The 20,864-nt window shown below is 66.5% G+C and carries 16 protein-coding genes, 1 tRNA gene, 4 pseudogenes and 1 riboswitch; of the genes and pseudogenes, 11 read left to right on the top strand and 10 right to left on the bottom strand.

Annotated elements, in window-relative coordinates; translation table 11 throughout:
• Positions 1-24 precede the first annotated feature (24 nt).
• Positions 25-2,279 (top strand): annotated as a pseudogene (locus ACPEE0_RS16515) (gluconokinase, GntK/IdnK-type).
• Between the two features lie 84 nt (positions 2,280-2,363).
• On the opposite strand, the gene ACPEE0_RS16510 reads toward ACPEE0_RS16515, so the two are convergent.
• Entirely contained in the window at positions 2,364-2,825 is a 462-nt protein-coding gene (locus tag ACPEE0_RS16510) for an SRPBCC family protein (protein ID WP_424574882.1), read from the bottom strand.
• Positions 2,826-3,012: 187 nt separating this feature from the next.
• Positions 3,013-3,102: transfer RNA gene (locus ACPEE0_RS16505), tRNA-Ser, on the bottom strand.
• A 162-nt stretch (positions 3,103-3,264) separates the two neighbouring features.
• Between ACPEE0_RS16505 and ACPEE0_RS16500 the strand changes: the two are divergent.
• The 4 genes and pseudogenes from ACPEE0_RS16500 (at position 3,265) to ACPEE0_RS16485 (ending at position 7,736) form a co-directional block, all read left to right on the top strand.
• Positions 3,265-5,045, top strand: a pseudogene (locus tag ACPEE0_RS16500) (HNH endonuclease).
• Between the two features lie 150 nt (positions 5,046-5,195).
• Positions 5,196-6,238, top strand: a pseudogene (locus ACPEE0_RS16495) (zinc-dependent alcohol dehydrogenase).
• A gap of 3 nt (positions 6,239-6,241) precedes the next feature.
• Positions 6,242-6,637 (top strand): 6-pyruvoyl trahydropterin synthase family protein, encoded by a 396-nt coding sequence (locus ACPEE0_RS16490; RefSeq protein WP_009357337.1) that lies wholly within the window; start codon positions 6,242-6,244, stop codon positions 6,635-6,637.
• Positions 6,638-6,641: 4 nt separating this feature from the next.
• The gene (locus ACPEE0_RS16485; protein WP_424574881.1) at positions 6,642-7,736 is read left to right on the top strand and encodes a glycosyltransferase family 4 protein; all 1,095 of its coding nucleotides are present in this window, start codon (positions 6,642-6,644) and stop codon (positions 7,734-7,736) included.
• Between the two features lie 18 nt (positions 7,737-7,754).
• On the opposite strand, the gene ACPEE0_RS16480 is transcribed toward ACPEE0_RS16485, so the two are convergent.
• Positions 7,755-8,258, bottom strand: a complete 504-nt coding sequence (locus tag ACPEE0_RS16480; protein WP_424574880.1) for a nucleoside deaminase — start codon at positions 8,256-8,258, stop codon at positions 7,755-7,757.
• 60 nt (positions 8,259-8,318) lie between these two features.
• Between ACPEE0_RS16480 and ACPEE0_RS16475 the strand changes: the two genes are divergently transcribed.
• The 3 genes from ACPEE0_RS16475 to ACPEE0_RS16465 are packed head-to-tail and all read left to right on the top strand — an operon-like array spanning position 8,319 to position 10,190.
• The gene (locus ACPEE0_RS16475; RefSeq protein ID WP_354176464.1) at positions 8,319-9,122 is read left to right on the top strand and encodes a phosphatase PAP2 family protein; all 804 of its coding nucleotides are present in this window, start codon (positions 8,319-8,321) and stop codon (positions 9,120-9,122) included.
• 12 nt (positions 9,123-9,134) lie between these two features.
• The gene (gene upp / locus ACPEE0_RS16470; protein ID WP_407708982.1) at positions 9,135-9,770 is read left to right on the top strand and encodes a uracil phosphoribosyltransferase; all 636 of its coding nucleotides are present in this window, start codon (positions 9,135-9,137) and stop codon (positions 9,768-9,770) included.
• Positions 9,771-9,815: 45 nt separating this feature from the next.
• Positions 9,816-10,190 (top strand): glyoxalase superfamily protein, encoded by a 375-nt coding sequence (locus tag ACPEE0_RS16465; RefSeq protein ID WP_407708983.1) that lies wholly within the window; start codon positions 9,816-9,818, stop codon positions 10,188-10,190.
• A gap of 78 nt (positions 10,191-10,268) precedes the next feature.
• Here the strand turns inward: ACPEE0_RS16465 and ACPEE0_RS16460 are convergent, their stop codons facing one another.
• From ACPEE0_RS16460 to ACPEE0_RS16445, 4 genes and pseudogenes are all read right to left on the bottom strand, one after another.
• On the bottom strand, positions 10,269-10,496 hold the full coding sequence (locus tag ACPEE0_RS16460; protein WP_152419544.1) for a transglycosylase SLT domain-containing protein: 228 nt from the start codon (positions 10,494-10,496) through the stop codon (positions 10,269-10,271).
• The gene (locus ACPEE0_RS16455; RefSeq protein WP_424574879.1) at positions 10,493-10,978 is read right to left on the bottom strand and encodes a hypothetical protein; all 486 of its coding nucleotides are present in this window, start codon (positions 10,976-10,978) and stop codon (positions 10,493-10,495) included. The genes ACPEE0_RS16460 and ACPEE0_RS16455 overlap by 4 nt, the downstream gene beginning before the upstream one ends.
• Positions 10,979-10,983: 5 nt before the next feature.
• Positions 10,984-11,142: riboswitch (cyclic di-AMP (ydaO/yuaA leader) on the bottom strand.
• Between the two features lie 125 nt (positions 11,143-11,267).
• A complete protein-coding gene (locus tag ACPEE0_RS16450) occupies positions 11,268-12,767 on the bottom strand; it encodes a sensor histidine kinase (RefSeq protein WP_424574878.1) in 1,500 nt (499 codons plus the stop codon).
• Positions 12,768-12,773: 6 nt separating this feature from the next.
• Positions 12,774-13,513: pseudogene (locus ACPEE0_RS16445) on the bottom strand (response regulator transcription factor).
• A gap of 703 nt (positions 13,514-14,216) precedes the next feature.
• On the opposite strand from ACPEE0_RS16445, the gene ACPEE0_RS16440 reads away from it, so the two are divergent.
• The 3 genes from ACPEE0_RS16440 to ACPEE0_RS16430 all read left to right on the top strand — a co-directional run bounded on the left by ACPEE0_RS16440 (position 14,217) and on the right by ACPEE0_RS16430 (position 16,808).
• Positions 14,217-15,080, top strand: coding sequence for a winged helix-turn-helix domain-containing protein (locus tag ACPEE0_RS16440; protein WP_009357329.1), 864 nt, complete (start codon positions 14,217-14,219; stop codon positions 15,078-15,080).
• A gap of 148 nt (positions 15,081-15,228) precedes the next feature.
• Complete coding sequence (locus ACPEE0_RS16435) at positions 15,229-15,756, top strand: SixA phosphatase family protein (protein ID WP_133348655.1); 528 nt, start codon at positions 15,229-15,231, stop codon at positions 15,754-15,756.
• A gap of 53 nt (positions 15,757-15,809) precedes the next feature.
• A complete protein-coding gene (locus tag ACPEE0_RS16430; RefSeq protein WP_407708986.1) occupies positions 15,810-16,808 on the top strand; it encodes an EamA family transporter in 999 nt (332 codons plus the stop codon).
• Between the two features lie 580 nt (positions 16,809-17,388).
• Here the strand turns inward: ACPEE0_RS16430 and ACPEE0_RS16425 are convergent.
• Genes ACPEE0_RS16425 through ACPEE0_RS16415 form a run of 3 tightly spaced genes read right to left on the bottom strand, consistent with a single transcriptional unit; the run spans position 17,389 to position 20,851 of the window.
• Positions 17,389-18,030, bottom strand: a complete 642-nt coding sequence (locus tag ACPEE0_RS16425; RefSeq protein ID WP_424574877.1) for a TetR/AcrR family transcriptional regulator — start codon at positions 18,028-18,030, stop codon at positions 17,389-17,391.
• Positions 18,027-20,063, bottom strand: a complete 2,037-nt coding sequence (locus ACPEE0_RS16420) for a YhgE/Pip family protein (protein WP_424574876.1) — start codon at positions 20,061-20,063, stop codon at positions 18,027-18,029. Before ACPEE0_RS16420 ends, ACPEE0_RS16425 begins: the two co-directional genes overlap by 4 nt.
• Positions 20,060-20,851, bottom strand: a complete 792-nt coding sequence (locus ACPEE0_RS16415) for an ABC transporter ATP-binding protein (RefSeq protein WP_424574875.1) — start codon at positions 20,849-20,851, stop codon at positions 20,060-20,062. Before ACPEE0_RS16415 ends, ACPEE0_RS16420 begins: the two co-directional genes overlap by 4 nt.
• Positions 20,852-20,864: the final 13 nt, after the last annotated feature.

The following is a 20,864-nucleotide window of genomic DNA, read 5'->3' as shown; positions in this document are numbered from 1 at the left end:
CCCGGCAAGCTCCGTGTGGTGGTGATGGGCGTGTCCGGCTGCGGCAAGACCACCATCGGCGACCTCGTCGCCCGCGAACTCGGCGTCCCGTTCCTGGACGGCGATTCGCTGCATCCGGTGGAGAACGTGGCCAAAATGGCTGCCGGCACTCCGCTGACCGATGATGACCGCTGGCCCTGGCTCGCCACCGTCGGCGCGGAACTCGCCAAAGCCGGTGACGGCGGGTTGGTGCTCGCCTGCTCGGCGCTGCGCCGCAGCTACCGCGACGCAATCCGCGAACAGGCCCCGGACACCGTCTTCCTGCACCTGCACGGAACCAAGGAAGTCCTGAAAGCCCGCACCGAAGGGCGGACGGGGCACTTCATGCCGCCCGCACTCCTGGACTCCCAGCTCGCCACGCTGGAACCGCTCGAAGCCGACGAAGCCGGATTCGTCGTCGACATCGCTGCCCCCGTCGCGGACGTTGTGGCCGCGGCACTGACAAACCTCGCCGCCGTCGTACGCCCTGCCCCTGATCGGGCAGGCACCAAGCCGCGGCAGCCCGGCGTCCACCTGGCTGCTCCGCCGTTCAATCTCGACGGCGACGCCATCGCCTGGGTGGAAGGCACCATCGGTGCCATGACGCTTGAGGAGAAGATCGGGCAGCTTTTCATCAACCACAACAACAGCTACGCGCCGGAGTACCTCGACGGCGTGCTGGACACCTACCACGTGGGCGGCATGCGCTACCGGCCGGGTCCGTCCGCGGCCGTGCAGGAACACATCCGGTACGCCCAGTCGAGGTCGCGCATTCCGCTGCTGGTGGCTTCCAACCCGGAGATGGGCGGGGCCGGAAGCTGCGACGACGGCACGTTCGTGTCCACGCACCTGCAGGCGGGGTCGCACCCGGACAAGGGTATTGCCCGGCAGATGGGCCAGGTGGCCGGCGTCGAAACCGCGGCTTTGGGCTGCAACTGGGCGTTCTCGCCCATCGTGGACATCCACTACAACTGGCGGAATACGGTCATCTCCACGCGATCCTTCGGCAATACGCCGGAGATCGTGGTGGAGCGGGCAAAGAGTACTTCGACGGCATCAGCGAGTCGCCCACCGTCTGCGCCATGAAGCACTTTCCCGGCGACGGTGTTGATGAGCGTGACCAGCATGTGGTGACGTCCTACAACACGTTCAGTTATGAGGAGTGGAACCGGACCTACGGCCACGTGTACCGCGAGATGATCGCGCACGGGGTGCAGTCCATCATGGTGGGGCACATCGGGGCGCCGGAGCTGTCCCGGCACTTCCGGCCGGGGCTGCCGGATTCCGAAATCCTGCCCGCCACGCTCGCACCCGAGCTGCTGCAGGACCTGCTCCGCGGCGAGCTGGGTTTCAACGGGTTGGTCCTTACCGACGCGTCGCTGATGGTAGGCCTGACGCAGGCGATGAAGCGCAAGGACCTGGTGCCTGCCACCATTGCCGCGGGCTGCGACATGTTCCTGTTCTTCCGCAACCCTGCGGAGGACTTTGGCTCCATGACGGACGGGTACAAGTCCGGCGTTATCAGCGAGGAACGGCTGCACGATGCCCTGCGGCGGATCCTTGGGCTGAAGGCTTCGCTGGGGCTGCACCGGAAGCCTTTGGACGAGCTGGTGCCGCCTGTTGAGGCGCTGTCCGTCATTGGTTCCGAGGCGCACCGGGCCATTGCGGCCGACGTCGCGGACAAGACGGTCACCCTGGTCAAGGACACTGCGGGAAACCTGCCCATCACCGCCGAAACCCATCCGCGGATCCGGCTGTACGGCATCTCCGGCGGTGCTGACTTCACCCGGGCCGATCCGCTGGCCTACCTGGACACCGTCAAGGAGGAACTCGAGGCGGCCGGTTTCGAAGTCCATGTCTTCCGGACCGCCGAGCAGCGTGAAGCTGCGGGGGAGGCGGACGTGAACTTCATGACCGTCCTGGCAGAGGAAGCCACGGGGGACTACCCGGAAAAGTACGACGCCGCTTTCGTGTTTGCCAATGTCAAAGGCTTCGCGCAGGAGGCGGCCATCCGGATCAAGTGGTCCTCACCGATGGCGGCCGAGATCCCGTGGTATGCCACGGAGGTCCCCACGGTGTTCGTGTCGCTGAACCAGCCAAACCATTTGATCGACGTGCCCATGGTCCGTACGGCGATCCACGCGCACGCCGGTTCACGGGAGGCCATCCGGGCAGCCATCGAAAAGATCCAGGGCAAGTCTGCGTTCCAGGGGACGTTCAACGACAACGTGTTCTGCGGGTCCTTCGACACCCGGCTCTAGATATCGCGCTGGCGGCCGGGACGCCGGGCGCGGGGATGAATCCCTGTGTCCGGCGTTCTTGCGTTGTGTCACAGGGGACGTTCGTCAGGCGCGGCCGGAGGCGTCACGGGCGGCCTTCTCGCTGGCGGCCAGCATGTCGGTGAAGGTGGCTTTCAGCATCCTGTCGATCAGTGGCCCGGTGAATCGGCCGATGGGGCCGCCGCGGGGGACGTAGCGGTAATCGAAGGTCGCCAAGGTCCCGTCGTCCACGGCTGCAAGTGAGAGTGAGGACTTGGCACTTTTGAACGGAACCAGCGCGTTCGGATGATTCTCTGTGTCCATCCTGCGGCCTTTATCCCAGACAGTGACGGTTTCATCCATGGTGCCCATGGGCTTGAGCTCGACGCGCCGGCGGGCACCCACTCCGCTGGACTGGTCGCCAATGGCACAGGTTGCCCTGAGGCCGTGCCAGTGCTCGGCGAGATGCGGGAAATCGGAGTCAGACTCCCACACTGAATCGGCGGGAACGGGCATTCGACGCTGCACGGTGATATGGCGTTCCGGCATGTGAACCACTTCGAATCTGCGCCTGGCGGGAGGGTGTGCAGTTCCATGATCCCGCTGGCAGAAGCAGCCCGCAATCCTTGTCGAAGCCTCTCTTCGGTAGCCAGAATCGCGACACCTGCGGCCTGGAACCCAGGAAAGCAAGAAGGTCCCGGTTCCTTTGTCTCAAAGGAACCGGGACCTTCTCATCTGGCGGTGACGGTGGGATTTGAACCCACGTTGGCTTTTACACCAAACAACATTTCGAGTGTTGCACCTTCGGCCGCTCGGACACGTCACCAACCTCAATAGGGTACCGGAGCGGGCGCACATCCCCAAAACGGGCGACCATCCCCGGTGGTAGGACTCGCTGCCACCGCGACCTTTGGGGGCGGCTGGCGGGGGTGAGCAACCGTGCAGAGGTGCCTGCCAAAATGTCATACCCCCATTAGAGGATGTCTTTATGGGAACCGGCACACGCACGGCGTCAGCGATGGAGGGCATTCGTTCCACCATGGCTGCCCTCGAGGCGCTGTTCCTCGAAGAGGAGGAACTGGAGGCTGCGACCGCAGACGGGAATGCCGACGGATCCGTAGTGGATGTCATGGGGCGGTTGTATCGGCTTCGGTTGACGCGACTGGAGCTGGAGTCGACACTGGAGGCCCAGAACGCTGCACTCAAAGCCCGGGACTCGGCCGAGGCCTTCGACCTGCAGCAGGCCATGACAGCACCCGATGCCTCCGCCCACGACCGCACGTATGCGGAAATATCGGCAGTGGAAGAAATTGCCGGGATCCTGACCGTCAGCGCCGGGGCAGCCTCCGCGTTCCTGTCCCAGGCCCGGCGGGTCTGTTCCCTCCCCTCGGTCTACGGGGCTCTGTCTTCAGGGGCATTGTCGTGGCAGGGCGCCAGGATCATCGCTGATGAAACAGAGGCCCTGGACCATCCCGCCGCCGTCGCTTTGGCGGACCACTTCCTGGACCCGGACGCACCGAACCCGGCCAGGGGATGCCCCGCCACAAACCTTGTACCGTCCCGGCTGCGGGCCAAGGTCCGCGCCTGGCGCGAACGCCACCACCCCGAATCCATCGAAAAACGCCACACCAAATCCGCAGCCGATCGGCGGGTCGAATTCACCCCCGACCGCGACGGCATGGCCTGGTTCGCGATCTATATGCGGGCAGACTGCGCGTTGGCGGCCTGGAACAAAACTACAGCCATCGCCCGCGGCCTCCAGGGCCCCAACGAAACCCGAACCCTCACCCAGATCAGGGCCGATGAAGTCGCCCGCCGCCTCCTCGCCCCCGCCCAAGCCACAACTACCACCACAGACGCCAGCACCGGCACCAGCACCGGGCCGAGCATGGCTACCTCGGCCGGCGGCGGGGAAGGAGCAAGTCCTTCTGAGCCTGGTAGGACCGGTGAGCTGATCCCGAACAATTTCATTGGGCTCGCCACCCTCGTCGGGTCCGACGAACCAGTAGCGGACCTCGGCATCCCCGACAACACTCACCTCGGAACGAACGATCACATCGACGCAACCAACAGCCCCGGCACCAAAGACAACAGCACCGGCGACACCTGCAGCCAAGCGGGAACCAGCATCACCACCGCGTTCCCTGACGCAACCAGCCCCGGAGCCGGGAAAGTCCCCACACCCCGCACCGACGTCCTCGTCACCGTCCCCGTGTTCGCCCTGCTCGGCCTAACTGATGAACCGGCCATCCTCGACGGCTACGGCCCGATCCCCGCGTCGATGGCCCGCAAACTCCTCGCCGACGGAGCAGAGTCCTTCACCCGCGTCCTCATCGACCCGCGCGACGGAGCACCCCTGGAAATCGGCCGCACCAGCTACCGGCTCACCAAAGCCATGAAACAAGCCCTGACCCTCCGCGACGGCAAATGCACCTTCCCCGGCTGCAACAACAACGCCTTGGACAACGAAGCAGACCACCTCCAGGCCTGGCAACACGGCGGAACAACCGGACTCAGCAACCTGGCACAACTCTGCCCAAAACACCACCGGCTCAAACACAACAGCGGCTGGACACCCACCCAAGCAACGAGATCCGAACCACCCGGCTGGAAATCACCACCGGCCGCACATATCCCGCCGAGCAACCCGACCGGGAACCACCGTGTCTGCCCGAGGGAATCCTGCCGCCCGGAATTTTGCCACCGGGAGTCCTCCCGATGAAACGAAGCCTCCTTGAGGATGCCGTTGTCGCATATCTGTCAGGCTGACAACAACTGAGCACGTGCACCCGCCGGCCGTACCACGTCGTGCCTGGGCAGATGCACACCGCCACGAACCGCCGCCAACCAGCGCACAACGCCGCCAACCGCCGTCGGACTTTCCCCGCCCGCTCCTGTCCGGCTAGATTCATCAGCACGATGACCAATGCGAATAACCCCGTCCACGCCACCGCCTACTGGACCACGGCCCGGGAACACGGGGAGCTCCTGCCGGAGGAACTGCGTGCCCCGGCCCCGGCGAAGCCCTGGTGTGTGCCCTCTATTCCGGCATCAGCAAAGGCACGGAGATGGTGGTCCACAACGGCGCTGTCCCGCCAAGGGTGGCCCAGGAGATGCGGGCACCCCACCAGGAAGGGCAGTTCCCGGGGCCGGTGAAGTACGGTTACCTGTCGGTGGGCGTGGTGGAGGAGGGCCCGGAGGAATGGAAAGGCCAGCGGGTCTTCTGCCTTAACCCCCACCAGGACCGCTACGTGGTGCCGGTCTCCGAGCTGACCCGGATCCCGGATGACGTGCCCACCCGGCGCGCAGTCCTCACTGGAACCGTGGAGACTGCTGTCAACGCGCTGTGGGAGGCCGGGCCGCGGCTGGGGGACCGGGTGGCGGTGGTCGGCGCCGGGCTGGTGGGCGGCATGGTGGCCACCCTCCTGCGCACCTTCCCACTGTCCCGCCTCCAGCTGGTGGACCTGGACCCAGGCCGGAAAAACCTGGCGGACGCACTGGGTGTCGACTTCGCCCACCCGGATGACGCGCTGGCCGACTGTGACATCGTCTTCCACTGTTCAGCCTCGCAGGAAGGCCTGGAGAGAAGCCTGCAGCTGGCTGGCGATGAAGGGGACGTCATCGAGATGTCCTGGTACGCCAACCGCGAAGTTACCCTGCCGCTCGGCGAAGACTTCCACGCGAGGCGCCTGTCCATCAGGGCCAGCCAGGTGGGCGTCGTGGCCCGTGCCCGCCGCCACCGCCGCACCAACGCGGAGCGCCTGGAGCTTGCGGTGTCCCTCTTGAAAGATCCGGTGTTCGATGCGTTCCTCACCGGGTCGTCGCCATTCCAGGACCTGCCCGAGGTGGTGCAGGGCCTCGCCCACGGCAAAATCGACGCCCTGTGCCACGTCATTGAGTACTCGCAACACAACGCAGAACCGCAGCAGACAGCCCCCAGCCATCCCACAGACCAGAGGTAACGCATGTTCAGCCTGACCGTACGCCGCCACTTCATGATCGCCCACAGCCTGCCGCGCGAGGCTTTTGGCCCGGCCCAGGCCCTGCACGGGGCCACCTTCGTCGCTGAGGTTTCGTTCCGCCGGCACACGTTGAACGACGACGAAATTGTCCTGGACATCGGCGCCGCCGGAACCGTCATCGAGGAGGTGCTGGCGGGGCTCAACTACCGCAACCTGGACGAGCACCCGGACTTTGCGGGCAGGCTCAGCACCACCGAGGCCCTGGCGCAGTACATCGCCCAGGAAGTCGCGGGGAAGATTGAAAACCACGACGACGGCCGGCACCTGCAAGGGATCGACGTCACCCTGCGCGAAAACCCGGACGCCTGGGCCACCTACTCGCTGGACTTGTCCGCCTAGGCCCATGCGCCGCATCCGCCTGCTGGTTCCCGGCAACATCCACCACCACTCCGGCGGCAATGCCTATAACGCCAAGCTGGTCCGCGGGATGACGCAGCTCGGGGCCGACGTCGAGGTGGTGCCTGTCGACGGCGCGTGGCCGGAACCCTCAGCCAAGGACCGGCGCCGGTTCGGTGGCCTTATCGGCGCCTGGGGTCCGGAAGCGGAGCAGGAGCCTGCCGTGGACATCGTGGACGGACTCGTCGCCGTCGGCGTCCCGGACGAATTGGAGTACGCGGCCAAGGCCGGGCAGCATGCCTGGGTGCTGGCGCACATGACAGTCGATGTGACGGAGGATCCCGGTCCGGTGAAGCGGGAGGCGCGGGCCATGCGGGCAGCTTCCGGAATCATCTCCACCAGCACCAGCACGGCGGCCATCCTGCGGGAGCGCCATGAGCTGGCCGGCATCCGTGTCGCCCTCCCCGGCGTTGATCCCGCACCGGTGGCGTCCGGGTCCCGGCCGCCCCACCTGATTGTCGTGGCGGCCCACCTGCCCAACAAGGACCAGCTGCTGACCGTGGAAGCACTCGCCTTGCTCAAGGATCTTGAATGGAGCGCCGCCATGGTGGGGTCTGACCAGGCGGACCCGGAGTACGCGGCGGAGGTGCGGGCCGCCGTCGCCTCCAACGGGCTGGACCACCGGCTCCGGATCACCGGCGAACTCCTGGGCGACGCCCTGGAAAGGGCGTGGGACGCCGCGGACCTGAGCCTGCTGGTGTCCCGGGTGGAGGCCTTCGGCATGGTGGTCACGGAGTCGCTGGCACGGGGAATCCCGGTGGTGGTGCGGCAGGGGACAGGCGCCGAGGAAGCGCTGGGGCTGGCAGGGTTGATGAACGACGACGGCGACGCCCGGCTTCCCGGCGCGGCCGTACCGCTTGTGCCGGGAGACCGGGAGAACCCCGCGAGGCTCGCCGGCGTCCTGCGCCGCTGGCTTCAGGACCAGGCCGCGAAGGACGAATGGCAAGCGGCGGCACTGGCTGCCCGGGACCTGCTGCCCGGGTGGGACCAGACGGCACGAACCGTCCTCGACGCGGTGGAGCCAGGGTGGTCAGCCGGCTAGGACCGCCAGGACGTCCTTCTACAAAGGGCTCCGGTGCCCGGCGAAGAAATCGCGGAGCAGTTCCGCGCATTCGGCTTCCCGCACCCCGGGGTAGACCTCTACCCAGTGGTTGAGGCGGCGCTCGCGCAGGACATCGAACACCGATCCCGCGGCGCCGGCTTTCTCATCCCAGGCACCGAAGACAACCCGGGGAATCCGGGCGAGGACGATTGCGCCGGCGCACATGGCGCACGGTTCAAGGGTGACCACAAGCGTGCAGTCGGACAGCCGCCAGCCGTCTGCCTTCCCGCCGCTGCGGGCGGCGACCTCGCGCAGCTGCTCCGCTGCCTGGCGGATTGCTACCACCTCGGCGTGTGCCGTCGGATCCCCAAGCTCCTCCCGCTGGTTGCGTCCGGAACCCAGCACGGCGCCGTCGGGCCCGAGCACCACGGCGCCGATCGGCACGTCCTCTGTCGCAAGGGCGCGGCGGGCTTCCGCAAGGGCAAGACCCATCCACGTGTCGTGTTTTCCAGCGGAGACCATGGCTCAATGATAGTTTCGAAGGATACCCTGAGCCCGTGACGACCAGCGCCGGGAGGCACAATGAGCACCGTCCGTGACCGTGTGGACAAATGGTTCAAACCCTACGCCGCCCTGTGGCTGACCCTGATCATCGGTGGAGCCCTGGTGCTCTCCATGGCACTGCTGGGCGCCGAGGTGTACTCGGACGTGGTGGATGAGGAAGGCCTGGCAAGCCTCGACATTCCCGCCCTCGAGTATTCGCAGTCACTGCGGAACCCGGAAACGGACGCCTTCGTCACCGCCTTCACCAACATCGGTGGCGGGGTCGGGATGCCCATCCTCGCGAGCATCCTGACCGCCTGGCTCACGTTCCTGAGCCGGTCCTGGCGGCCCCTGATCCTGGTTGGCGGTGCGGCCGCGGTCTCCACCACTGCCACCACCATCGGCAAGCGCCTGGTGGGCCGGACCCGTCCGGACCATACGGAGGCCGTGCCACCGTATGAAACAACGCCGTCCTTCCCCAGCGGCCATACCCTGAACACCACCGTGGTGATCGGCGTGCTGCTCTACATCCTGTGCCTGCATTTCTTCCAGCTCTGGGTGCGCATCACCGCCATCACAACGGGCGTGATTTTCATCATCGCGATGGGGTTGAGCCGGGTATTCCTGGGGCACCACTGGCTCACTGACGTGATGGCCGGCTGGCTGCTGGGCCTCGCGTGGGTGCTGATGGTGATACTGGCCCACCGGCTGTTCCACCTGATCAGGCGGCGGGAGCATGTGGGACCGGCACCCGATTTCGAGCATCCGGTGGTGCGGGATGTGGTGGTCGAGGCCATGCATCACGACGGCCCCGGCGGGCACGGGAAGGACAACGCCGGGTGATAGTTTTGACCCATGCGAACTCTCGTTGTGGACCACCCGCTCGTCGCCCATAAGCTCACCGTCCTGAGGGACAAAAACACCCCGTCCCCGGTGTTCCGGCAGCTGACCGAAGAGCTGGTGACCCTCCTCGCTTATGAGGCAACCCGCGAAGTCCGCACCGAACCCGTCACCATTGAAACGCCCGTCAGCACCACCGTGGGAACCGCATTCACCAAGCCCACCCCGCTGGTGGTTCCCATCCTGCGCGCAGGCCTGGGCATGCTCGAGGGCATGACCAAGCTGGTCCCCACCGCCGAAGTAGGCTTCCTTGGCATGGCCCGGGATGAGGAAACCCTGGACATCATCACCTACGCCGAGCGGCTTCCCGAGGACCTCACCGGCCGCCAGATCTTCGTCCTGGACCCGATGCTCGCCACCGGCGGAACCCTGCGCGAGGCCATCAAGTTCCTGTTCAAGCGCGGCGCCTCGGACGTCACGTGCATCTGCCTGCTGGCCGCACCCGAGGGCCTCGCCAAGCTGGAAGAGGAGCTTTCGGACGCTAATGTCACCATCGTCCTGGCCTCCATTGACGAAAAGCTGAACGACAAGTCCTACATTGTTCCCGGCCTCGGGGACGCGGGCGACCGCCTGTACGGCATCGCCGGCTGAGGTTCAAGCCTTCCAAGACAAGGAGCGCAGCCGTAGCCTGTGCCCATGGACTGGAAACTTGAACTCGTGTTTGTCCCTGTGTCCGACGTGGACCGCGCCAAGGATTTTTACGTCAACAAGGTGGGCTTCAACGCCGATTTCGACCAGCGGCCCACTGAGTCCATCCGCTTCGTCCAGCTGACGCCGCCGGGCTCGGCCTGCTCCATCTGCATCGGGGAAGGACTCACGGACGCCCCTCCGGGGACCGGCTCCAACCTCCAGCTGGTGGTCAACGACATCGATGCCGCGCACCGCCACCTCAAGGAGAACGGCGTGGACGTCAGCGACGTGGACGTTCAGGACTGGGGCCACTTCGTCTACTTCGCCGATCCGGACGGCAACAGGTGGGCGGTGCAGTACATCCCCGGACGGGATTCTTAACACAAACGGTGGTTGAGCCTGTCGAAACCCGCCCGGGTTTCGACAGGCTCAACCACCGTTCTGTACCTCAGCTGCGGTTTAGTACCAGTTGTTGGCGTAGTGGAAGTTCAGCGCGCCACAGGGGGACTGGTAGCGCTCCTTGATGTAGTTCAGGCCCCAGTTGATCTGCGTGCGGTAGTTGGTGAGGTAGTCCGCACCGGCGCTTGCCATCTTCTCGGCGGGCAGGGACTGGACGATGCCGTAGGCACCGCTGCTGGGGTTGGTTGCCGTGGTGGTCCAGTCGGATTCCTTGGTCCACAGCGTCACCAGGCACTGCATCTGGTCCTGGGCCCAGCCGTAGGAACCGAGCTGGCCGGCCGCGTAGGCCTGGGCGCCTGCCGGGTCATTGACCGCGACGACCGGAGCAGGCTCCGGTGCAGGAGCGGGCTCGGGTGCCGGAGCCGGTTCTGCGGCGGGGGCGGGCTCCGGTGCGGGTGCCGGGGCGGGCTCGGCGGCCTGCGGAACAACGTTGATTTCGGCGGGGGCGGGGACTCGGCAGGGTTGGACCGGATCTCGCTCTTTTCGATGCTCATCTGCGCATCGGAGGACGCCGCCGAGGTGCTGGTGGTGGTTGCGGCCGGAATCAAAGCATTCGTCGCCTGGCCGGCGGCGCCGATACCTACCAGCAGCGCACCGGACGTTGCGAGGACCGCGGCGCGCTTGCCGAGGGTGAACTTCTTGCCTTCCGGACGCTGGGAATCGCTGCCTGAGCCCTTTTTTGGGCGCGGTTTAGCCGGGAATGTAAACATGATGAATCGCCTCTCACACCTGCGGAGTTAGCTGTCGGGTTCGGATGAGGGCATCCGGCCGCACGGAAAAATCACGTGCTGGCTTAACCCCAAGGGCAATCAGTGCCCGGGACGGTGGGTCCCCCGCCTCTGCCTTCGATCAAGCGGAATCCGGGAAGTGGCAGAGCTTGGCGTCATCCGGATATACGGCCCGAACGGGAACCGTACCTAATCGACGGTACAGGAGATGGGCGCATAAGTCACATTTAGGTAACGGACATCACGGCATCGGCGCGTCGAGTTGTGCAATCTAGCGCATCAGAGGCAGTTGGAGGGCGAACTCTGTCCTCCCGGGCTGTGACGTCACCGTGACCTTGCCGCCATGCGCCTCGATGATGGATTGCACGATGGACAAGCCGAGTCCGCTGGTTCCCTCAGCGGCCGAGGCCCCCGTCTGGTCACCCGCACCCTTCCGCGCTGCGTCTGCGCGGGCGAACCGGGAAAACACGTGGTCCACGAACTCCTCGGGGATGCCGCCGCCGTCGTCCGTTACGGTCACCACCGCAGCGCCCTCGGATGTGGTGCCGACGCCGGTGACCACCGTGGTTCCCGCCGGCGTGTGCTTGCGTGCATTCGACAGCAGGTTCATCAGGACCTGCCGCAACTGAGCGGCGTCCCCGTTGACCAGGACCGGTTCGTCGGGCAGTTCCAGCCGCCAGGTGTGGGCAGGGGCCATGACCTTTTCGTCACTCACGCTCTCCACCACGAGTTGCGTGAGGTCCACCTCGCTGAGCTTCAGGGGCTGCCCCTCGTCCAGCCTTGCCAGCAGCAGCAGGTCTTCCACCAGTGCCGTCATCCGCTCGGACTGGCTCTGCACCCTGGACAGCGACTTCTGCCCGTCCGGTGTGAAGTCCTCGGTCATCCGCATCAGCTCGGTGTACCCGCGGATCGCCGTCAGCGGCGTCCGCAGCTCGTGCGAGGCGTCGGCAACGAACTGCCGCACCTTGGTCTCGCTCTTCTGCCGGGCCTGCAGCGCATTCGCCACGTTGTCCAGCATGAGGTTCAGCGCGTGCCCCACACTGCCCACTTCTGTTCCGGGGTTGGAGTTCGACGGCGGCACGCGGACTGCCAGCGCCACCTCGCCGGCGTCGAGGGGCAGTTGCGACACCCGCGTGGCAACCTCGGACAGCTGCTCCAGGGGCTTCATGGTGCGCCGGATCAGGACGGTTCCCACCAGCCCGATCATCAGCAGCCCCGCCAGGGACACGAACACGAAGGTCCAGACCAGGGAGGCGAGGGTGCTTTCCTTGCCGGCGAGCGGCAGGCCGGTCACCAGGACATCGCCAAAGTTGGTCTGCACGGCAACCAGGCGGTATCCGCCGTTGGACAGTGTCCGGTCCACGGGGCGGCCATCGGCGGGCAGTTCCAGCAGGATCTCCTTATCCTCTGTGGACAGTGGGGCCCGCGTGGTGTCGGAGGCAAGAAAGCCGCCACTGTTCACCTGGCCACTGACGATTCTTGCGTTGACGGTCCCCACGCTCTGCCCGCGTGCATCCAGCGGATCCCTGCCGTTGAAGCCGCCCATGGGAGGGCGGCCGGGATCGTTGGCCCGGTCCGCGGCCTGGTTGAGCTGGTCGTCCAGCTGGCGGGTAAGGAAGGCATCCATGGAGGCATAACTGGCCACGCCCACGGCTCCGCAGATGGCGATCAGCAGCGCCATGGCCAACGCGATAAGGCGGGTGCGCAGGTGCCAGGTGGCGGGCTTGAACCAGCTCCGGGGGTGGGCTGCCGGAGCTTGAGGGGTGGCCATGGCTTCCTACTCCGCCGGCTTGATGACGTAGCCAGCACCGCGCACGGTGTGGATCATCGGCGGGTGGGCGGCGTCGATCTTCTTGCGGAGGTACGAGATGTAGAGCTCCACGATGTTGGCCTGGCCGCCGAAGTCGTAGTCCCAGACCCGGTCCAGGATCTGCGCTTTGCTGATGACGCGCTTGGGGTTCTCCATCAAATAGCGGAGGAGTTCAAACTGGGTGGCGGTGAGCTGGACGTCTTGGCCCGCCCGTGTCACCTCCCGGGTGTCCACGTTGAGCACCAGGTCGCCCACCACCAGTTCGGAGGTGTCCATGGCGGCCACGCCGGAACGCTGCACCAGCCGGTGGAGCCGGAGCAGGACCTCTTCCATGCTGAAAGGCTTGGTGACGTAATCGTCGCCGCCCGCTGCCAGTCCTACGATGCGGTCCTGGATGGCGTCCTTCGCGGTGAGGAAGAGCGCCGGGACCTCGGGTGCGAATGCACGGATCCTGCCCAGCAGCTCCACGCCGTCGAATCCGGGGAGCATGACATCCAGCACCAGGACGTCCGGCGGAAGTCCTTGGCGAGCTTCACTGCCTCGGGGCCGTCAGCGGCAACAGCAACGGACCAGCCCGCCATGCGCAGTCCCATGCTCATCAGTTCAGAGAGGCTGGGCTCGTCGTCCACCACCAGGGCGCGGATAGGGGAGCCGTCCGGGTGTGAGAGCTTGGGCAGGTTGTTCGTGGTGGAGTGCGGTGTGGCCATGGAACAACTCTCCGATCCTTCGGTATGGCCCGGCTAAGGGATTCCTGTGACCGGGCTGTGAATCCCAGCCTAGCCAGCTGGATACCGCGACGGCCCCGGAACGGGCGGCATGGAGCAGTAACGCTGAACCAACTTGAGGCATTTGAGGTGATTCCAGGCGTCTCCCGGCCGATTCAGGTGGGTCCGTCGGAAAATTTTCTTCCCTTGCTCCGCGCGCCGCTGGACACGTGCCCGGGGAGTAAGGGGCAATTTTGGCATTTCGCACTCAGTTGAATAAAAATGGCCAGGAAGCCCCGATGGGCGAAGGAAATTCTGTGGGCAGCGCTGTGCGGGTCGCAGAATCGGATAACGAATGTTATTCTTTGGCGTCCGCCAGAATCGTGATCTGCGCCACAATAGAGCATTTCGTCTCACAATGCGGACGATCTGGTCCATTGTTACTTGCAAGTTGCCATTGTTACGCTGCACACTTCCAATGTGAACAAGAACTCAACAGCACCTGCAGCCGCAGAAGATTGGCCCAGCACATCAGCTGCTGCCGACATGCGCTGTTGTCGAATGCACGCCTGACCTTCTCCACCCCTCGAAGTTCTTAGGCATTCGCCCCCAAGCCCAGCGTCGGGCGCCCCTCCCCAGTTCGCATTGCGGGGAAACCCAGCATTCGAGCCGCGATGGCGGCCATTCACATTGAGGTAAGCAATCCATGTCAGTTGCATCCGGATACGTCCACATCTCTGTCCGTAACGCCGCCAAGGCGGGCCAGCCCTCCGGCCTCCGCCCCGGCTTTGGCCCCCGCCCGTCAGTCTCGCCGTCTTCCGGAAGCAGCTTTCCCGCCCAGGGCTACGCGCCGCAGGGCTACAACCCCAACTCCTACGGGCAGCTCCGCGCCGTTCCCGCGGCTGAGTCTGCTCCTGTCACGGCACCCACGCCGGTGGTGGCAGGACCCAATGCCGTCCGCCCGGTGGCCAACGACAATGTTGCCCGCGGGTTCGTCCTGTACATGGGCATCGACGAGGAAACGGCCGCGGCGGCCGGCACCTCCATCGCCAAGCTTGCGCAGGAAATCCGCGCCTACGCCCAGTCCCTGGTAACCGGCGCCGAAAGCTACGCGGCGGTTGCCGTAGCCCCCGCCGGCACCCCCGGTTCCGCGCTCGACGTCGTCCGGTCCACCTTTGGCGACCCCACCGTAAACTCCCGCCAGCGCACCGAGACGCCCCGTCCGCAGCAGCCGCAGGAGCCGCGCCCGTCCGGTGTCCTGATCGACCTTGCCCGGCGCGAAGTCCACCTCGACGGCGAATCGCTCAACCTGACGTTCAAGGAGTTCGAACTCCTGAACTACCTGGTGGAGAATGGCACCCGCACCGTGGGCCGCGACGAACTGCTCGAAGGCCTGTGGCGGAACGCCGAGGAAGTGCCCAACGAGCGCACCATCGACGTCCACATCCGCCGCCTCCGCTCCAAGCTGGGCCGGCTCGCCAACACGGTCCGCACCGTCCGCGGCCAGGGCTACCGGTTCTACGAGCACCCGGAGGTCGTGGTCTGGGCCGCTCCGGAATACTCGATCTGATCTTTCAACGTCCGCCAACGGCGGCACGATCCCTCTGCGCCTGCGCTCGTACCTCACGCAACAACGGCGCTTTCGGGATGTGCCGCCTTTGGCATACGGGGTCAGCCGGCATGTGCCTCCGCGGCTGGGGGTTTGGCTAGGCTTGGGCATGAGTGAGCACCATCTTCGCCGCCTTGTGATCATGCGTCACGCCAAGGCTGACTGGCCCGGCGGTGTGCCCGACCATGAGCGGCCGCTGGAGGAGCGCGGGCACCGGGAAGCGCCGCTGGCCGGGCGCTGGCTGCTCAAGCACAACATCATCCCTGACTTCATCCTCTGCTCCAGCGCACTGCGCACGCGCCAGACCTGCACCTGGGTGTGCTCTGAGCTGGGGGACAAGGCACCCACGCCGAAGCTCGAGGACGGCCTGTATGCCGCTTCCGCCCTCCGCATGCTCTCAGTCATAAACCACGTGCCGGACACCGTGACAACGCTCATGCTGATCTCCCACCTGCCGGGCGTGCAGGACCTTGCGATGCACCTGGCTTCCCGCGATTCCGACCATGACGCGTACATGGACGCTGCCACCCGTTTCCCCACCAGCGCCCTGACCGTGCTGGAGACGGAAAAGCCCTGGGCGGAGCTGGACGGGCAGGACGCCAGGATCACCAGGTTCAAGGTGCCCCGCGCCCACTAGCCAGGGTTCCGGCAGAGCGGTTCTGGCATAGCGGTTCTGGCAGAGTAGGGAGCGTGAATCTCCGGGACTCCCTGCTTGCCGTGCTGGTTGCCGTGCTGTGGGGCCTGAACTTCGTGGCGATCGACATCGGCCTGCACCCGGGCGGCGGTGATGTGCCCCCGCTCCTGTTCGTGGCCATGCGGTTCGTCCTGGTGGTCCTGCCCTGGATCTTCTTCATCAGGAAGCCGGACGTAGGCTGGACGGCGGTCCTCGGCGTCGGGCTCTTTATGAGTGCGGGCCAGTTCGGCCTGCTCTACCTGTCCATGGCGCTGGGCATGCCGGCCGGCCTTGCGTCACTCGTCCTGCAGGCACAGGTGCTGCTGACCGTCCTCCTCGCCGCCGCGTTCCTCGGTGAGCGGCCGAACCGGAGGCAGCTGGCCGGCGTCGTCCTGGGCGTGGCAGGCCTCGCCGTCGTCGCCGTGGGCCGGAGTGCCGTTGCGCCCCTGCTGCCGTTCCTGATTGTGCTCGCCGCTGCCCTGTCCTGGGCGACGGGAAACGTCATCGCCCGGAAAGCGAAAGCAGCCTCGGGGCTGGGCCTGGTGGTCTGGTCCGGGGCCGTGGTTCCGGTACCCCTCACCGCCCTCTCGCTGCTGGTGGACGGCCCGGACGCGGTCCTCGCCACGCTCGCCAACCTTCAGGCGCCCACCGTCCTCACCGCGCTCTACACCGCCGTTTTTGCATCACTGGTGGGCTACGGCATCTGGAACCGGCTCCTGGCCAGCCACCCGTCGTCGGCCGTTGTCCCGTTTACGCTGCTGGTCCCCGTGGTGGGGATGACGGCCGCCTGGCTTGTGCTGGGGGAGGTGCCGACGCCCACCGAGCTCGCCGGCGGCCTCCTGCTCCTGGGCGGAGTGGCGACGGCGGTGCTGACCCTGGGCAGGCGGCGTCAGCGCCGCGGGGTGGAACCGGGGCCGGGCTTGGCCGCAGGCCTGCGGGCGGGAGCAACGGGCGACGACGGCCGCTTGGCTGCCGGGGGTACGCGCGACGTGGTCCCCGGCCCGGAAACGCGCTGAACCGCCCCGCTTCGTGCTGTCCCGCTTTTTGCAGCGCTGCCCTTTGCTGCGCTGACCCGTGCTGCGCTGCCTTTTGCTGCACCCGCTTTCGGTCCGGCGCCTCTGGATGCGGCTCCTTGGGCCGCCGGCCGGGAAGGTGCCGGCCGCCGCTTCGCCGGGGGCCGCCGGGCCGGCGCAATCCGCCTGCCCGCAGGCCAGGCGGCACCGATGAACAGGACCAGGAACGTTGCCACATAGGACACCGCCGCACCGACGAAATAGTTGTCCGGATCATCCGTGGGCAGGGGCGTGCCCAGGAACGAGGACTGGCCGTCAAAGGCCAGTTCCCAGGTGCTCAGGAATGCCAGGGCAAAGCCGACGGTGAGGCTGGTGCCGGCCCCGACGCAGAGCAACACCAACCGCCGGCCACGCACCAGGACCTCGCCGATGGCGGACAGATACGCCAGGGCAAGCACGCCAAGGAACGCGACGAATACCGGCTCGGCGAGGGTCATCCCCGTGAGCACGAGCAGCAACGCGGCAACGATGCCGGCGACAACCGCAAACTTTCCGCTGTTCCCCATGTGGCGCATGTGCACCATCATTCCCGAGGAGCGGGCAGCTTCAGGACGTAGCCGCGCATGATGGCCATGATTGCCGCAACGCTTTGGTCACGGCTGCGCTCCGGGTTGTAGGTCTGCCGGTCGAGCCCCACCACAAAGCAGGCACCGAAGATTGCCGTCTCCAGGCTTCCCCGGGACACGGACTCGTCCACCGGGTAGGCCTTCGCCACATCGTCCACGGCCTGGGCAATGACAGCCAGCAGCTCGCCGCGGAGCACCGCGAAGGTGCCCTGCCATTCGCTGGGCGTCCGCCAGTTCTCGCTGACCCAGAGCCGGGCGAAGGACGGGTACTCAGCCATGAAGTCCATGGCCTGGCCGATCATGGCTTCCATGGCCGGCAGCGGATCCTTGGCCGGCTCTGTCCGGGCCTCGAGCAGCCGGGACTTCAGGATGTCCACGCCGTGCCGCAGCAGCTGCGCGATGAGTTCGGACTTGCTGCCGAAGTTGTAGTAGACGGTGCCTTTTGACACTCCCGCGGCGTGGGCGATCTCGTCCACGGTGACGTTGGCGGCCCCGCGCTGGCCGATAAGCTCCATGGACGCGTCGAAGAGCTTCTGCCGGGTAGCAGTGGTCCGTCCTGGCCGCTGCCCCTTTGCTGCCGCCGGCGGCCCGGAGATCATGCTGCAATCTCCGGTTTGAGGGTTTTCAACGTCCAGTACTTGTTCCTGCGCACGGCCAGCGTGGACAGGACGGCGCCCAGCAGGGTGTAGCCCAGGAGCCCGAGGACGGTGGGGACGATCATGGACAGGTCGGCACCGTAGATCAGGTGCCGCATGCCGGTGACCACGTATCCCATTGGCAGGACCTGGTGCACCACGTGGAGGGGCTCCGGAGTGGTCTGCCATGGGAACGTGCCCCCGGAGGACACGAGTTGCAGCACCAGCAGGATCAGCACCACCAGTTTGCCCGGCGAACCCAGCAGCGCCACGATGCCCTGGATGAGGGCGCTGAATGCCGTGGCCGCCGCCAGCATGAAGAGCCACATGAGGACCGGGTGCACCGGGTTCAGCCCCAGTGCGAGGTTCACCACGAGGGTGAGCAGGGTGGCCTGGACCGCGGACACCGCCAGGAACGGCAGCCAGCCGCCGACGGCGATTTTCCAGGACGGCGCGTTGGATGCCAGGGCCCGCTGCGTAATGGGCCGCATGACCTGCACCAGCATGAAGATGCCGATCCACAGCGCCAGGGTGAGGAAGAACGGCGCAAGCCCCGCCCCGTAGGAATCGGCCTTCGCCTGGGACACGTTGCTGACTGCAACAGGATCAGCCATCACCCGCGACAGGTTGCTCTTCTGCGCGTCATCCGGGTTGGGCACCTGTCCCGCACCCTTGCCCAGCTCGTCCGCCAGCGAACGTGAGCCATCGGCAGCGGTGGCAGCCCCCGACGCAAGCTGTGCCGCGCCGGCATCCAGCTTCCGTGCGCCTTCCGCAAGGCCGGCAGTGCCGTCCAGCGCTGCCTGTCCTCCAGTTGCCAGTGTGGCGGCACCGGTGTGCAGCTGCTCCGCGCCGCTGGACGCCTGCTGGACGGCGTCCTTGAGTTCCGGCGTTCCGGCGGCGAGCTGAGCTGCGCCGACGCTGACGGACTCGGCACCGTCAGCCAGTTGCTGGATCTGGGCGGCGTCCGTCTGGACCTTGGCCTTCGCCGCCGCCACCGGGCTGGACGCCGCCGTCGCGTCGAAGTCGGCCAGGACACTGTCGGCCTGTTCCTGGGTCAGCACGCCGGCGGCGACCAGCCGGGTGTTCGATTCAATGACACGGGTACGGAGTCCCTGGTCCGCCGTTTCCAGCTGGACGGCCACATCCTGGAACTTCGCGTTCAGCTGGGCGTTGCCGGCTGCCACCTGCGCAGCCCCCGTGGCGAGGGTCTGTGTGTCGGTGGGCAGGGACGCGGTCTTGTCCTTGAGGACGGACAGGCCGCTGCTGAGTTGTCCGGCGCCGTCGGTCAGCTGGTTGGCGCCGTCCCGCAGCTTCAGTTGGCCTGCGTAAAGGTCGTCAGCGCCGGCGCTGAGGCTGGACGTTCCCTCCTGGAGCCCGGTGGCACCGTCCCGAAGCTGCACCACGCCGTCGGCCAGCCGGCCGGCGCCGTCAGCGGCCTGCACCATCCGCGTATGGATGGTACCGAAGCCGGTCAACAGCTGGTTGGCCGTTTCCTCGCCCACCTCCGTGGCTACGGTGCTGTGCACGGACGTGGTCAGCTTGTCCACGATGGTGCTCAGGAGATAGTTGTTCGCGTCGTTCGTGGTGACGTTCAGCATCGCCTGGCTGGCCGAATCAAAGCTGCCCGGCGATACTAGGTTCGCGGAAAAGTCCTTCGGGATCTTCAGGGCGAACGCATACTCACCGTCGCTGACCCCCTGGTCGGCTTCCTCGGTGCTTGCCACCGGAACCCAGTGGAAGACGTTGCCCTCCACCAGGCTGTCTGCCACTTTGGTCCCGGCGGCAAGCCGGGTGCCGTCGCTGGCGGTGGCGCCGGTGTCCTCCACAACCAGCGCCGCATCCAGGTGGTCCAGGTTCCCGTACGGGTCCCAGTTGGCATAGAGATAAACGGCGCCGTACAGCAGGGGAACCATCGTCAGCGCCAGGATGGTCAGCTTGGGCAGCAGGCCGCCCGTCATGCGCTTGAGTTCGGAGCGGGCCAGCCGCAGTACGGTCACTTGGCAACCTCTGTTTCAAAGTGGGTGTGCTGGTGGTCCGGGCGGCGGTCCGCGTCGCCTCGCGCCCCTGCTTCCTCCTGGGGCCCTGCTTCCTCCCGGGACCCTGCATCGCCCCCAAGATCCGCCGCTTCCCGTGGCAGTGCGCGGCCCCCGGTTTCGCGGGCCGCCTCGGCGTTTCCGATCTCCACGGCTGGACCGGTCCATGACGGCGGGAGGGCGCTGACCGTGGCTACTACGGCGAGCGGCCGCCCGGCGTCGGACGCCAACTGCCGGAGCTGCGGCAGCCAGTCGCCCTCATCCACGCTGTGCCGGTCCGGTGAGTCCACTACCAGCAGGTCGGTGCGCGGGTTGGCGAGGGCCAGGGAGGCGAGGAGCCTAAGCCGGCGGCGCGGCTCCAGCTGCTCGGTCCAGAGGCCGGCAATATCCTCAAAGCCGTTGACCTTGAGCCAGGGCCCGCTCAGCAGCGCTCCCCGGTAACGGCGCGGGACCAGGGCCAGGTCCTCCGTCACGAGGTCGCGGACGCTCAGGTGCTGCTCGGGTTCGTTGACGCCGGGGGAGTCCACCAACGCGCTGGCAAGCCGAAGCTGGCGGATGCGCTGGTGGCTGTCCCAGCTGAGCATCCCGCTACTGGGCTTCATCCTGCCGCTCAGGACCAGGGCAAGGGCTGTCCTGTGGTCCTGGCGCCTGCCGGCGGCGAGAAGCAGTTCGCCACGGCTGACGCTGAGCGAAGTGGGTGGAAGCAGGGAATCGCGGCGGCCTTTGACGTGGAGCTGGTGCGCTGAAAGCAAGTATCGCCTTTCA

It is taken from the genome of Arthrobacter sp. SD76 (assembly GCF_049726125.1).
In the GTDB taxonomy this organism is placed as follows: Bacteria; Actinomycetota; Actinomycetes; order Actinomycetales; family Micrococcaceae; genus Arthrobacter; species Arthrobacter nitrophenolicus.
This window is presented reverse-complemented; position numbering and strand designations above follow the sequence as displayed.